Origin of the sequence: Lacinutrix neustonica (assembly GCF_026625145.1) — a bacterium.
Lineage (GTDB): Bacteria > Bacteroidota > Bacteroidia > Flavobacteriales > Flavobacteriaceae > Lacinutrix > Lacinutrix neustonica.
This window is the reverse complement of record NZ_CP113088.1, coordinates 2,983,977-2,999,174: the sequence shown is the minus strand read 5'-3', so window position 1 is coordinate 2,999,174 and position 15,198 is coordinate 2,983,977. Positions and strand designations below refer to the sequence as shown.

The 15,198-nt window shown below is 35.2% G+C and carries 8 protein-coding genes and 4 pseudogenes; all 12 read right to left on the bottom strand.

The genetic code is table 11. The features are described 5' to 3' along the window. Positions 1-109 precede the first annotated feature (109 nt). The 12 genes and pseudogenes from N7U66_RS16250 to ilvC all read right to left on the bottom strand — a co-directional run bounded on the left by N7U66_RS16250 (position 110) and on the right by ilvC (position 15,196). Complete coding sequence (locus N7U66_RS16250; RefSeq protein WP_267676131.1) at positions 110-2,593, bottom strand: metallophosphoesterase; 2,484 nt, start codon at positions 2,591-2,593, stop codon at positions 110-112. 122 nt (positions 2,594-2,715) lie between these two features. Next, positions 2,716-3,989, bottom strand: a pseudogene (gene argH, locus N7U66_RS16245) (argininosuccinate lyase). Between the two features lie 96 nt (positions 3,990-4,085). Next, complete coding sequence (locus N7U66_RS16240) at positions 4,086-5,147, bottom strand: M20 family metallo-hydrolase (RefSeq protein ID WP_267676130.1); 1,062 nt, start codon at positions 5,145-5,147, stop codon at positions 4,086-4,088. Further along, a complete protein-coding gene (argB, locus tag N7U66_RS16235) occupies positions 5,144-5,920 on the bottom strand; it encodes an acetylglutamate kinase (protein WP_267676129.1) in 777 nt (258 codons plus the stop codon). The genes N7U66_RS16240 and argB overlap by 4 nt, the downstream gene beginning before the upstream one ends. A gap of 58 nt (positions 5,921-5,978) precedes the next feature. Beyond that, positions 5,979-6,914 (bottom strand): Rossmann-fold NAD(P)-binding domain-containing protein, encoded by a 936-nt coding sequence (locus N7U66_RS16230; RefSeq protein WP_267676128.1) that lies wholly within the window; start codon positions 6,912-6,914, stop codon positions 5,979-5,981. A gap of 49 nt (positions 6,915-6,963) precedes the next feature. Beyond that, the gene (locus tag N7U66_RS16225) at positions 6,964-8,115 is read right to left on the bottom strand and encodes an aspartate aminotransferase family protein (protein WP_267676127.1); all 1,152 of its coding nucleotides are present in this window, start codon (positions 8,113-8,115) and stop codon (positions 6,964-6,966) included. A gap of 96 nt (positions 8,116-8,211) precedes the next feature. Next, a pseudogene (gene proC, locus N7U66_RS16220) lies at positions 8,212-9,012 on the bottom strand (pyrroline-5-carboxylate reductase). A 31-nt stretch (positions 9,013-9,043) separates the two neighbouring features. Further along, positions 9,044-10,024, bottom strand: a complete 981-nt coding sequence (gene argC, locus N7U66_RS16215) for an N-acetyl-gamma-glutamyl-phosphate reductase (protein WP_267676126.1) — start codon at positions 10,022-10,024, stop codon at positions 9,044-9,046. After that, a pseudogene (locus tag N7U66_RS16210) lies at positions 10,021-11,208 on the bottom strand (argininosuccinate synthase). The gene argC and the pseudogene N7U66_RS16210 overlap by 4 nt, the downstream one beginning before the upstream one ends. Further along, a pseudogene (locus tag N7U66_RS16205) lies at positions 11,205-11,829 on the bottom strand (GNAT family N-acetyltransferase). The pseudogenes N7U66_RS16210 and N7U66_RS16205 overlap by 4 nt, the downstream one beginning before the upstream one ends. Positions 11,830-12,309: 480 nt before the next feature. Further along, positions 12,310-13,572 carry a threonine ammonia-lyase IlvA gene (gene ilvA / locus N7U66_RS16200; RefSeq protein ID WP_267678546.1) on the bottom strand — a complete coding sequence of 421 codons (1,263 nt, stop codon included), beginning with the start codon at positions 13,570-13,572 and terminating at the stop codon, positions 12,310-12,312. 118 nt (positions 13,573-13,690) lie between these two features. Continuing rightward, the gene (gene ilvC / locus N7U66_RS16195; RefSeq protein ID WP_267676125.1) at positions 13,691-15,196 is read right to left on the bottom strand and encodes a ketol-acid reductoisomerase; all 1,506 of its coding nucleotides are present in this window, start codon (positions 15,194-15,196) and stop codon (positions 13,691-13,693) included. Between the last annotated feature and the right edge of the window lie 2 nt (positions 15,197-15,198).

Genomic DNA, 15,198 nt, shown 5'->3' with positions numbered 1-15,198 from the left:
AGATCCTGCTTTAAGTTAATATCACTATCTTCACTTATGAGTTGTTCTATAATATCTAAAGCTTTAAGTTTTAATTCTAAACCTTTGCCATGATTTCCGGATAATTCTTCTAAGAGCGAAATATTATTGTATGACCAAGCAATGTATTTGTGAAATTTTTTTCGATGGATAGGGACTTAGCCTTTTCAAAGAGCTTAAAACTTATTTTCGTAAGCCCTTTCCTTCTTTGAATGTTTGCATACTTTAATAATCCTTCAACAGCTAACTCTTCATTAACTTTATTTTCTTTTGCTTTTTCAAACAATAATAAGGCTAAATCGTATTCTCCTTTTATTTCATGAATATCTCCTATCAATAAATAGAATAATGGCTTTTTTACATTGGAAGATTCTACAAAAGAAATCATTTCTTGTAGTGGCTCAAAAAAAGCTTCTCTAATATAATCTCGACCATACTTTTCAATAGTTCTCGATATTTCCTCTAAATTATTTGCTCCTTTAAGATGATGAAATATTCGCTCTTCTAAAAGAGTATCTAATAGAGTATTCCTTTGACTTATTAGACAAGATGCAATTCTATAATGTAGCTCTTCTTTATTTTCTAATTTATCATAACAAAATTCATGAATAAGGGGATGTGTATCGTAAAATCCAGATTGATATTCAATTAAATATTTGTCAGCTAATTGAGGAACTGCTTTAAAGAAATATTTTTCTTCAAAAACAGCTTCAACGTCACTTTCCGATACGCGTCCTTTAAATGCGGAGAACTTGTACAAAAACTCTTTTTCAATAGAGCTTGTTGATTCATGATCTAAAATATCTTGAAATATCCTCTGACTTAACTCATCAACGCCGGAACTATGCATTGCAAGCTTGCCTATTACCTTTTTATAGGAAATAGAAACACATAAACTCAAAGCTAGTTCTAACGCCAAAGGATGTCCTTTGACATAAGTACAAATCTCCTTTATTTCGTTCTCTTTTAATTTTAACCCCTTGTGTCTCTCTTTAATTAAAGCTCTTGCATATTCTTCACTTTCATTAAAGTCAACGAGCTTAATACTTTTAAATGACTTGATCAAAAGATTTGTTCTACTAACAATTATTATTTTAGTTACCTCCGTTAATTTATTATAACAGTAATTGAGAAACCTTAAAAAGGTATCATCATTATTGTCGTGGAAATTATCCCAAATAACAATCCTTTTATATTCATTTAATTTATCTAGCAAGGCACTAAATTTTTCTGTTTCAGTTTGACCACTTTGGATGATAAACTCAAAACCGGAAGCAACTATAAAAGTATCAAAACGCGTATTCTCTGAAAATTCTTGCCATGTTATTCTAGATTTATCATAATTTTCTAAGAACTTTAAGATTAATTGCGTCTTGCCAATACCACCTATACCATTGACACAAATAATTTCATTTGTTTCTAAAGAATCTTTGACTTCTTTTAGCTTGTCTTTTCTACCAGTAAAGAGCTTTGAAGGCTTACCAATATTGCTAAGTACATTTTCTATTACTGTATTTGGAATATCAGGTATATATGAAAAGTTATTTTTTTTAACAGATGTGTTAATTTTAGTATTATTACTTTTTATAACTGGATACATTTTATCATAACCATCATTACCAATTTCAGTATTTGTTCTGTAATCGGTATTTGAATATGAAAAATGAGAGTATTGAATTTTAGTATCAATTTTGCTTAATGTGCATAGTGAATATCCGTAGCTATATTTTTTGCTATCAGTTCTTGCGTTAAGGAATGATGAAGGCGAGCCTACCCAAATAGATTGATTACCTCCACAAGTCCTACTATAATTATTATGCCTATGGGAATGACCAAAAAAAATCAAATCATAGTTTTTGGTTAATATACTCTTCATTGTGTCTTTTTCATCAGGCGATAAAGAATCTACATGATGATGCACCAACGCAATTTTCATCTCACAATCTTGGATTAAGTTTACGCTCTCTAAAACCTGTCTCTCTCCTATTAATAAATTACCATCATCTTCCTCCGAATAGCATCTCCATGCTGAATTAAAACAAGAGATTCCAATATCACAATTATATATATTTTTAATAAAAGTAGAATGAAAAAAGGTGTCTTCAATTTTACTCTTATAAGCAGAGTAGAATTTTTTTTCAAATTCCCTGTATTCCATCAACCTTTCTACACCAGTAAAATCCCCACCATTAACTGAGTCAATAAAATTATTTATCTTTTCAGATGTTTTTAATTTCCTTCTTAGACCTTCATCTATAAAATCCTTATCGGCATACCTATTTATATCATGATTACCAGGGATTATGAATACACTTTCTTCTTTTAGATTTAAGTCTTTAGCAATCTGACTAATAACTTTTTTATTTGAAATCTCTAAGCCTTTTAATAACCCTCCAAAATCATTTCCTCCCCTGTCAACTATGTCTCCAGTAATAAACAACAGATCTATATTACCATTTGCTCTTTTAAGAACATCCTCTTTTAAGGGTTTTCTCATAAGTAAATCAAAATCTTTAATGACTTTGTTATCTAAATGAAAATCTGTTAAGTGTAAAATATTTATTGATCTACTCATTAAGTATTATTTGAATACTCTAAATTAACTTTAAGTTTTAACAAATAGAAAATATTTAGGGTAATTATATATTAGTCGGGTAAACATTCAATTATAAAAGTTCTATAATATGATTTACATAATCAATCCGGAAACTTCGCTCTTATCTCCTCCAAACACAAATTCCCCATACTTCCAACATGCGAATGCTCTTTTGAAGTATCTGGTTTATACGTTCCGTTTTCTACCTCGCTTCCAATTTTTTGATACGCTTCCCTAAAGGACATTCCTTGCGCTACCAATGTATTAATATTATCCACAGTAAACAGATATTGATATTTGGCATCGTTTAAATCAATGTCATTGACTTCCACTTGCTGTATGGCATAATTAAAAATCTCTAAAAGATCTTTGATGTCTTCAATCGCAGCAATCATGTTTTCTTTTAATAATTGATAATCTCTATGATAACCACTGGGCAAATTATTAGTGATTAATACCATTTCGGTATGTAAGGCTTGAATTTTATTTGCCTTGCCACGAACGAGTTCAAACACATCGGGATTCTTTTTATGTGGCATGATACTACTGCCAGTCGTCAATTGATCTGGGAAAGAAATAAATCCAAAATTCTGACTGTTATACAAACAAATATCCATGGCAAAACGCGCCAGTGTATTACATAAGCTACCTAAAGCTAAAGCAATCGTTCGCTCGCTTTTTCCACGACTCATTTGCGCCGCCACCACATTATATTTTAAGGTTGAAAAGCCCAATTCCGAGTAGTGAATGCTCTATCAATAGGAAACGAGCTACCATAACCAGCAGCTGAACCTAAGGGGTTTTGATCTACCGTTTTTAATGCTGCGTCTAGCAAATAGACATCGTCAATTAACACTTCGGCATAAGCGGAAAACCACAATCCAAAAGACGAGGGCATCGCGACTTGTAAATGCGTGTACCCAGGAAGCAAGCTCCCTTTATGCGTTTCGGCTAAATCTAAGAGGGTCTCAAAAAACGTCTTTGTTTTGTTATGAATCTCCCTTAAACTGTCTTTGTAAAATAATTGAAGCGCCACTAAAACCTGATCGTTTCTCGAGCGTGCAGTATGAATTTTTTTACCCACTTCTCCCAAGGCTTTAGTCAGTTCGAATTCAATCTTTGAATGCACATCTTCAAATTGAGCCTCGATTTTAAACGTACGGCCTATAATTTGCTTCCCTAGTACTTCCAAACCATTTTCTAATTGCAACACTTCTTCTTCCGTTAATATTCCGATTTTATGCAACATTTTAGCATGCGCTAATGAGGCTTGCAAATCGTATTTTGCAATATGTAAGTCGATTTCCCTATCGTTTCCAACAGTGAATTGTTCTATTTTTTCATCGATACTAATGCCTTTGTCCCGCAGTTTCATCTTTTTCTTTTTTTTGTTATTCCCGTGAAGGTGGGAAGCTCTTTTAAATCTTACTTATTTTTATGGCTTCCTACTTTCGAGGGAATGATAAAACGGTTACACTACTTTTTCTAACAATTCAACATATATTTTAATGCCTTCTTCAATCTCATGGATATAAATAAATTCATCTGCCGAATGTGAGCGCGTGCTGTCGCCTGGTCCTAATTTTAAAGACGGACAACTTAAGCATGCTTGGTCTGATAAGGTTGGTGATCCATACGTATTTCTTCCTATTTCAATTCCAGCAATCACTAAGGGGTGTTCTATTGGAATGGCAGAAGAATTCAATTTTAAACTTCTCGGAATGATACGATCACATGGCGCCTCTTTTTGCAGAATATCTACAATATCCTTATTGGTATATTTATCATTGACACGCACATCAATCACTAATTTCACTTCGGAAGGCACTGCATTGTGTTGTTTCCCCGCATTAATTTGAGTAACGGTGAGTTTGACCTCACCTAAGGTTTGAGATGTTTTTTCAAAGACGTAGTTTTTAAACCATTGTAAAGCAGTAATCGTATTATAAATCGCATTGTCTGCATTTGGATGTGCTGCATGACTTGGTGTGCCTTTTACTTCAGCATCAAAAACCACTAAGCCTTTTTCAGCGATTGCTAGATTCATTAAGGTGGGTTCTCCAACTATGGCCACATCAATTTTCGGGAGTAGAGACAACATACTATTCAATCCATAATCACCACTACTCTCTTCTTCTGCTGAAGCCACAATAACTAAATTGAACTTCAAATTTTTACGCGAATAAAAATGTGTAAATGTTGCGATTAGTGAAACCAAAGCCCCACCAGCATCATTACTTCCTAATCCATACAGCTTCCCGTCTTCAACAATGGCTTTAAACGGGGCTTTAGTATAGCCATTATTTGGTTTTACGGTGTCGTGATGTGAGTTTAGAAGCAGCGTTGGTTTTGATGCATCAAAATATTTATTGGTAGCCCAAACATTATTAAACGTTCTTTGACACGGAATATCATGCTCCTGAAACCAGTGTTCAATATGCGTAGCTGTTTCAGCTTCTTCCGAAGAAAAAGACGGCGTTTCTATAAGCTGTTTTAATAAATTAATCGCTTGTGTGGTTAGTCTTTCTATCATTTTTGAATGGTTGTGTATTTTATTTGCGTATTAAAAAGCATGTCTGTTTTACCAATACAAACTTTGTTGACTTTGTGTTTAATAGCATGAAAACAATTGTTTAATTTTGGCAACATGCCCTCTGAAATACAATCAGTATCTATTAAATTTTGATAGGTTTTAACATCAATATTTTCAATCACAGAATCCTCATTATTTACATCCAGTAAGACCCCGTTTTTCTCAAAACAGTAATACAATTCTGTTTTATATTTTGACGCAAAACCTATCGCTAATTCTGAAGCAATGGTATCTGCATTCGTGTTTAATAGTTGTCCGTTCTCGTCATGTGTAATCGCACAAAAAACAGGTGTTGTATTCGTTTTAAGAAGTACTTCTAATAATGCTGTATTCACTTTTTTTACATCTCCAGCAAAACCATAATCAATGGTGTTAACGGCTCTTTTTTCTGAAACAATCGTATTGCCATCTGCTCCAGTAAAACCCATAGCATTGCAATGCTGCGCTTGTAATTTGGCTACTATATTTTTATTAATTTTGCCAGCATATACCATCGTAATAATATCTAAAGTTGCTTGGTCTGTTATGCGTCTACCCCCAATCATATTCACTGCAACCCTCATTTGTTCTGCCAGTTTTGATGCCAGTTTCCCACCACCATGAACCAGAATTTTGGGTGCTTTTAAGCTTGCAAAACCGTTTAGAAATTGGCCTAAGGCATTAGCATCATCTATGATGTTGCCGCCTATTTTTATAACTTTTAGTGTTGTCATTGTTCTGTTCTTATAGCCTTAACAGGTTTTTAAAGCCTAGTAAGGCTCCAATACTCATTTATAAACCCTCTAAAATTTGTTTCAGTACCATCTGCGCTGCAAACGTTCGGTTATTCGCTTGCGCAATTACTACAGAATTCTTACTATCCAAAACTGCATCTTCAACGACTACATTTCGTCTTACTGGCAAGCAGTGCATGAATTTCGCCTCACCTAATTTGGCCTGAGTCATCATCCAATTTGGATCCTGACTTAAAATTTTTCCGTAGTTATTATAACTACTCCAATTTTTAACATAAACAAAATCGGCTCCTTTTAAAGCGTCTTCCTGATTATAATTAATGCTTACTCCTTTTGTGATTTCAGGATTTAACGCATACCCTTTTGGATGCGTAATCGTCAAATCGACTTCCGGATGTTGCATCATTTCTACAAAAGAGTTCGCAACGGCTTGTGGCAATGCTTTTGGGTGTGGCGCCCAGGAAAGCACGACTTTAGGCCTCTTTTTCTCCGTTAATTCTGAAATCGTAATGGCATCTGCCAAAGCCTGTAAAGGATGCGCTGTAGCACTTTCCATATTTACAATGGGTACTGTTGCGTATTTCACAAAACTATTTAAGACTACTTCAGATGCATCTGTTTGCTTATCAGTCAAGCCTGGAAATGCTCTTACAGCAATAATGTCTGCATATTGAGAAATCACCTGCGCTGCTTCTTTAATATGTTCTGAAGTATTCCCATTCATAATCGTTCCGTCTCCAAACTCTAATTGCCAAGCCTCATTAACGTTTACCACCATAACCTCCATCCCCAAATTTTTTGCCGCTTTTTCTGTACTTAGCCGTGTACGTAAACTGGCATTAAAGAATAGCATCACTAAGGTTTTATTTTTTCCTAAGTCTGAGTATTCAAAAGGATTCATTTTTAATAAAATGGCTTCTTTAATAGTTTCTGTAAGGTGCGATAGGTCTTTTATTTTAGTGTATTTTTTCATGGAAAATTAAATTTTATTCGGCGTTCTTTATTTGAAAACCGACAAGGTTTTAAAAACCTTGCGGGTTAGCCATAATAGCAAGTTCTTTTTCTAATGCTTCAAAAAATACATCTAGGTGTCTTTTTTTAATGGTTAATGGCGGAAGAATTCTAATTAAATTAGGATTTTTAGCATTTCCGGTAAATATGTGATGCGTATTAATGAGTGTTTTTCGTAATTGAGCAATAGGAAAATCAAATTCTAATCCCAACATCAACCCACGTCCTTTAACACATTTTAAATTGGGTAATCCTTTCGCTTTTTCAATAAAATAGGCAGACATTTCTTTAGCATTTTGCATCAGATTCTCTTCCTCTAAAACTTCTAAAACAGCTAAAGAGGCAACACAAGCCAAATGATTTCCACCAAAAGTGGTGCCTAGCAAACCAAAAGACGCTTCGATTGCAGGATGAATTAAAATCCCTCCAATTGGAAAACCATTTCCCATCCCTTTTGCCATCGCAATAATATCTCGGTGCCAATTTGTGTTTTTGAAAGGCAAAGAAATCGCCTGTTCTACCAAAGCCGATTGCACCTCATCTGCAATTAAAATGGTCTTGTACTGTTTGCAAAGTTTTTCTAAACCTTGATAAAAATCGGTTGTGCTTTCGTCTAATCCGCCAACACCTTGAAGGCATTCGATAATCACTGCGCAGGTTTTATTTTCTTTTAAAATGCGTTCAACTAAAATTAAATCCCCTAAGGCTACAAAATCTACCGCTTGCTGAGCGTTGATTGGCGCCACAATTTTAGCGTTATCAGTAGCCGCTACTGCTGCTGAAGTTCTCCCGTGAAATGCATTTTTAAAGGCGAGCACTTTATGCTTTCCATTGTGAAAAGATGCCAATTTCAAAGCATTTTCATTAGCTTCTGCCCCGTAACTGCATAAAAACAGCTGGTAGTCTTTACAGTCCGAAACGGCTTCAATCCTGTCTGCTAACGCGACCTGTAACGGATTTTGAATGGCATTACTATAAAAGCCTATTTTAGACACTTGATTAGAAATAGCAGTAACATATTTTGGGTGTGAATGCCCGATAGATATTACGGCATGACCGCCGTATAAATCTAAGTATTCAGTATTGTTTTCATCATACACATAAACATCTTTTGCACTTATGGGTGTAATATCAAACAGTGGATAAACATTAAATAAACTCATTTTTTAATTTTTTATGCTGCAAGGATTCAAAACCCTTGTAGGTATTTTTAAATGTAAAATCAGATCTTTCAGGATACATAGCATTGCTTAACACGGTTAAATTTGTTCCTTTTTAATAATACTAATTTTATTGAAAGACGCGACCATGCCCTGAATTAAAGAAGAGCTGAGTCCTTTATGTTCCATTTCGTTTAAACCTTCAATAGTACAGCCTTTTGGCGTTGTTACTCTATCTATTTCCTGTTCTCGGATGATTGCCATTTGCTATCAATAAATGTGCAGCTCCTTCACTAGTATACATGGCTAATTCCTGCGCTTCTTTAGCATCGAATCCCAATTGAATTGCTGCTTGTGTGGTGGCACGAATGAGTCGCATCCAAAAGGCAATTCCGCTGGCACAAACTACTGTCGCTGCTTGCATTTGAGATTCGGGATAGCCAACGTGTGGCCGAGCCTATTAAAAATCGCTTCGGCTACTTTTATTCGTTTAGCGCCTTGTAGATTACTACACAAACAGGTCATGGATTTTCCAACCGCAATCGCTGTATTTGGCATAGCCCTAATGATAAACCGATTTGCTCCAACAACTGCTTCAATTTTAGGAATTGTAAATCCTGTGATGGTTGAAATAATAATATGGTTTTCATTTAAATGAGGTGCAATAGCCTTTAAAACCAATTCAAAATGGGCAGGTTGCACTGCGAAAATCAAAATATCTGATTTTTGAACGGCCTGCAAATTATCTGTAGTTAATATGACATTTTTATAACCCTCAAATTCTGCAATGGATTCTAAATTCCTTTTGGTTAGCACCAAAGTGGTAATCGCATTGTTGGTAATTAATCCTTTCGCTATGGATTTACCTAAGTTCCCTGTTCCTATAATAGCTATTTTCATTTGTTCGTTTTTAGTCAAGTCTGAGAGTTTTTTAAAAATAATTTGCTTTAAGCTGTAACCCTTCGGTTTCTTGAAATCCAAACATTAAGTTCATGTTTTGAACCGCTTGACCTGAAGCGCCTTTTAATAAATTATCGATAATACTTGTGATGATTAATTTGTTATTGTGCTTCTGTAAATAAAGAATACATTTATTCGTGTTTACCACTTGCTTTAAATGAATAACGTCATCTGAAACAAACGTAAAAGCGGCCACTTTATAATAGTTTTTATAGACTGTTTTTGCTTCTTCTAGACTACCGTCAAATTTGGTGTAAACGGATGCGAAAATACCTCTTGAAAAATCACCTCGATTCGGAATAAAATTGATTTCAGAAGAGAAATCATTTTGCAATGCTTTTACAGATTGATAGATCTCATCTAAATGTTGATGGTTAAACACTTTGTAAGAAGAAAAATTATTATCGCGCCATGCAAAATGAGTGGTTTCAGACAATGCTGCTCCTGCCCCAGTAGCTCCTGTCACTGCATTAACATGAAGGTCATCAGATAATAACCCGGAATTTGCTAAGGGCAGAATCGCTAACTGAATGGCGGTTGCAAAACAACCGGGATTAGCAATGTATTTGGCTTTTGAAATCGCTTCCTTTTGTAATTCCGGTAATCCGTAAAAATAGGTTTTCCCGTTAAATACTTTCGTTTTTTCTAGTCTAAAATCATGACTCAAATCAATGATTTTTGTTTTTGCTGCAAACGTATATTGCTCTAAAAAGGCTTTAGAATTCCCATGCCCTAAACACAGAAATAACACCTCTATTTCAGGATTGATTTTACTGGTAAATTCTAAATCTGTAGCGCCCAACAAATCCTGATGTACTTTACTTATTTTATTTCCAGCATTAGAGGTGCTAAACACAAAATTAATAGTGGTTTTTTTATGATTCAATAACAGCCTAATTAATTCACCAGCAGTATAGCCTGCACCTCCAATAATACCAACTTCTAGTTTCATAATTCTGAATTTACTTGGTGATAAATCTTATTCTGATTGCCTAAAATTTTAATGAAGCCTTTAGCTTCATCTGCGGTCCAGCCTTTGTTCATTTCACCATAAGTTCCAAATTTTGCATTCATTAAATCGTGGTCTGATATAATGCCATCTAAAGAAAAATGATACGGTTTTAATGTGACCATAACCGTTCCAGAAACCTGCTCCTGACTACTTTGTAAAAAAGCTTCAATATTTCGCATCACGGGATCTAAATATTGACCTTCGTGCAAATGCATGCCATAAAAACTAGACAAATATTCTTTGTGTTGTAATTGCCATTTGGTAAGCGTGTGTTTTTCTAATAAATGATGTGCTTTTATCGTTATTAAAGCTGCTGCAGCTTCAAAACCAACACGCCCCTTAATTCCTACAATAGTGTCTCCTACGTGAATATCTCTACCAATAGCATAAGCAGATGCCATCGCATTTAACAATTCGATGTTTTTTTCTCGGAATATGTTCTATACCATTAAAAGCAACAAATTCTCCTTTCTTAAATGTTAGTTTTACTTTCTCTTGCTTATTCTTTGTTAATTGCGAAGGATATGCGGCTTCGGCAGTGGTTTTTCTGAAGTCAAGGTCTCTTCTCCACCAACACTGGTTCCCCAAAGTCCTTTATTCACAGAATACTTTGCTTTATCCCAGGACATATCGATATTATTTGCTTTCAAATAATCGATTTCTTTCTGTCTTGATAATTTGTTATCTCTAATAGGTGTGATGATTTCAATGTCCGGCGCCAAGGTTTGAAAAATCATATCAAAACGAACCTGGTCATTTCCTGCACCTGTGCTTCCATGTGCAATACAATCTGCTTGGATACTTTTTGCATATTCAATAATTTCAATAGCTTGAATAATACGCTCTGCGCTCACAGATAAGGGATAGCTGTCATTTTTAAGCACATTACCAAAGACCAAATACTTTATCACTTTATTATAGTATGAAGCAACAGCATCTCTGTTTTTATAAGTCGTTACACCCATTTTATAAGCGTTAGATGCTATACTTTTTAGTTCCTCCGAACTAAACCCACCGGTATTGACACTTAGAGCATGTACTTCATACCCTGCTTTTGATAAACTAACTGCACAATATGAGGTATCTAACCCGCCACTATATGCTAAAACTAATGTCTTGCTCATTTTTTTTCTTTTTTTAAAAACATAGATTGTTTTATATTTTTTAATCTGCTCCACACTTTCTTATCGTAATCATGTTTATGTGTTTTCGATTTTTCGATTTTATTTGGGTCGTAAAGCATTCCTGTACACAGGCACATTTTTTGCTCGGTACGCTGTAATACATCATAATTTTTACAGGTTTGGCAACCATTCCAAAAGGTTTGATCTGTTGTCAATTCTGAAAAAGTGACTGGTTTATAACCTAATTCACTATTCATTTTCATGACGGCTAATCCTGTTGTAATGCTAAATATCTTGGCCTCGGGAAATTTTGCTCGAGAATGCTCAAAAACTTTTGATTTTATCTGTTTTGCCAGTCCTATATTTCTATACTCTGGGTGGACAATTAAACCAGAATTGGCAACGAATTTACCATGACTCCAGGCTTCTATATAACAAAACCCGGCAAATGCGCCTCCTTCTAAAGCGATAACAGCATTGCCATTTTTCATTTTAGTAATGATATATTCTCGGTTTGCGCTTTGCAATACCAGTGCCCCTAACTTGGGCAGCTTCTGCAATAGTTTCACAAATAATAGCTGCGTAAATACTATGCGATTTATTAGCAATAACAATTTCCATTGTAATTGATTTTGAATTAAAGAATGTGATAATTTGTAGTTTTGAAAAGCAGAACCGGACGCACCTAAGTTCTATAAATAACAGTACACCCTAAGGGCGGCGACGGAAAAGTGGACGCACGTAACTTTTGTTATTATTTCTAATAACTAAATTTTGAAAGTATACTATGTGTTGTGAAAGATTCAATGTTAAATATAAAAATAGAGGTTAACTAAATGGCTTGAAGTTATAAGCATTAGCGACGTCGTCTGCGCGCTGGCAAACTTGTAGGTCTTTCTATTCTATTTTTATTGTTTTGACTTAACATAAATTAAAAGTAAAAATTAATTTGATACAGCGGTTTATAAATTAGACTTATTTAATTATTTTTATCAAATTAACACTTTAAGGGCTTGAAAATCAGAATAGCACATTATACGATTGGCTTTATCTGTGAATAAAAACCTTTGGAATGGTTCTCTTGCTATGAGGCAGATGCGATTAGATTAAAAACTGAAACAACTCAGGCTTATCATTCAGGTAATCGCCATAAAAATTATTGAGTTTCATTTTAGTGATTAAAGGTTCTAAATGCGCGGGCGATTTTAATTCTAAACCAACAACGGCTACATCATTTTCGCGATTGACTTTTTTGGTATATTCAAAGTGCGTAATATCATCTGTTGGTCCTAAAATATCAACTACAAATTCACGTAAAGCGCCAGCACGTTGTGGAAATTTTATAATGAAATAGTGTTTTAAATTCGCATAAAGCAATGCGCGTTCTTTTATTTCGGCCGTTCTCGTAATGTCATTATTACTTCCACTAACAATACATACCACGTTTTTACCTTTTATTTCTTCGGCATAAAAATCTAATGCTGCTATACTTAAAGCGCCTGCAGGCTCCACAACAATAGCATCTTTATTATATAAATCTAAAATAGTTTGACATACTTTACCTTCAGGTACCGTAATCATATCGGCTAAATACTCTTTACAAATCGCGAAATTTAAATCACCAACACGCTGCACTGCCGCACCGTCTACAAATTTCTCAATGTATTTTAATTCGGTGTTTTTATTATTGCGAATTGAAGTGGTCATCGAAGGCGCGCCTTCTGGCTCAACACCAATAACCTTGGTATGGGGTGATCTATTTTTAAAAACAGTAGACAACCCGGAGGATAACCCTCCACCACCAACAGCAACAAAGACATAATCGATTGGAAACTGGGTTTGATTTAATATCTCTAAACCAACCGTGGCCTGTCCTTCGATAACTTTTTCATCATTGAAAGGATGAATAAACGTTTTGTTTAATCGCTCACATTCCAATCTTGCCGCATGATGTGAATCGTCGAAACTATCGCCTTCTAAGACTATTTCTATATAGTCTTCTCCAAACATTTTAACCTGTTCTACCTTTTGGTTAGGTGTAGGTGCAGGCATATAAATAGTGCCCTGTATTTTTAATAATTTACAAGATAACGCCACACCTTGGGCATGATTTCCAGCACTTGCACATACAATGCCGTTCTCTATTTCGGTTGGCGTTAGTGAGGACATTTTATTATAGGCGCCACGTATTTTGTAAGAACGCACGACCTGTAAATCTTCTCGTTTAAAAAGCACATTACAATCAAAAGCTTTCGAATACTGAAGGTTTTGAGTCAAAGGAGTAATTGAAGCGACCCCTTTTAATTTTTTGGCGGCAGCTTCAATGGCTTCTTGCGTTGGGAAATATGTGGTTTGGACTTCCATGAACTCTTGGGTAGGCAGGAATCTCATCCTGCCTTTTTATTGTGTTGTTTTTTGTTGACTACTAGATACAATCCTCTTGCGCGGAATCACTCGACGTGACGTGACGCTCACTTAATAGTTATGCGAGCACTGAATCTTCAGTCTTTACCGCTTCTGATTTTATAATTTTCATTGCTGTCATTGCAGCTCTTAACCGTTTCCCTACAGCTTCAATGGGGTGATTTCTAATCGCATCATTCACTGCAATTAACGCTATATTGTCCACAGCATTTGAACTTGAAAAGGGCTTACCAATAACATCTGTTTTCACCGTTTTCATAAAATTGTTTAATAAGGGTTTGCACGCGTGATCGAATAAATAGCAACCGTATTCTGCGGTGTCAGAAATGACTCTGTTCATTTCAAACAATTTCTTTCTTGCTATGGTATTTGCTATTAAGGGTAATTCGTGGAGTGATTCATAATAGGCAGAATCTTCTATAATTCCAGCACTTACCATGGTTTCGAATGCTAATTCTACTCCGGATTTAACAAAAGCAACCAACAATACGCCATGATCAAAATATTCTTGTTCCGAAATGTGATTGGTTGTTAAAGGTGTTTTTTCAAAAGCAGTTTCGCCAGTTGCCGCTCTCCATTTTAATAAGTTTTCATCATCATTAGCCCAATCTTCCATCATTGTTTTTGAGAAATGACCGGAAATAATATCGTCCATATGCTTTTCAAACAAGGGTCTCATGATCCCTTTTAATGCTTCAGACAATTCAAATGCTTTTATTTTTGCCGGATTAGATAAACGATCCATCATATTCGTGATTCCACCATGCTTTAACGCTTCGGTTATTGTTTCCCAACCAAACTGAATTAGTTTTGCGGCATAACCTGGCTCAATACCTTCCGCAACCATTTTATCGAAAGATAAAATCGCTCCAGTCTGCAATAAACCACACAGTATGGTTTGCTCTCCCATTAAATCACTTTTCACCTCTGCAATAAAAGACGATTCTAAAACACCTGCCTTATGCCCGCCAGTGGCTACTGCATAAGCCTTAGCTTGTGTCCAACCTTTATTTTCCGGATCATTTTCAGGATGTACCGCAATTAATGTAGGCACTCCAAAACCACGTTTGTATTCTTCGCGCACTTCAGTACCAGGGCATTTAGGCGCTACCATAATTACGGTAATGTCTTTACGTATTTGCGTCCCTTCTTCAACAATATTAAAGCCGTGTGAGTAAGACAAGGTTGCGCCTTTTTTCATTAAAGGCATGACTGTTTTAACAACATCAGTATGTTGTTTATCCGGCGTTAAATTTAAAACCAAATCTGCTGTTGGAATTAAGTCTTCGTAAGTGCCAACATTAAAATCATTATCTGTTGCATTTATATAAGACGCTCTTTTCTCCTCTATTGCTTTTTGGCGTAGCGCATAAGAAATATCTAAGCGAGAATCGCTCATATTTAATCCTTGGTTTAAACCTTGTGCACCACAACCTACAATAACGATTTTTTTATCTTTTAATGCCTTTACGCCCTCTTCAAATTCTGAAGCGTCCATAAAACGACATTTTCCTAATTGTTCTAATTGATTTCTTAATGGTAATGTGTTAAAATAATTTGCCATTT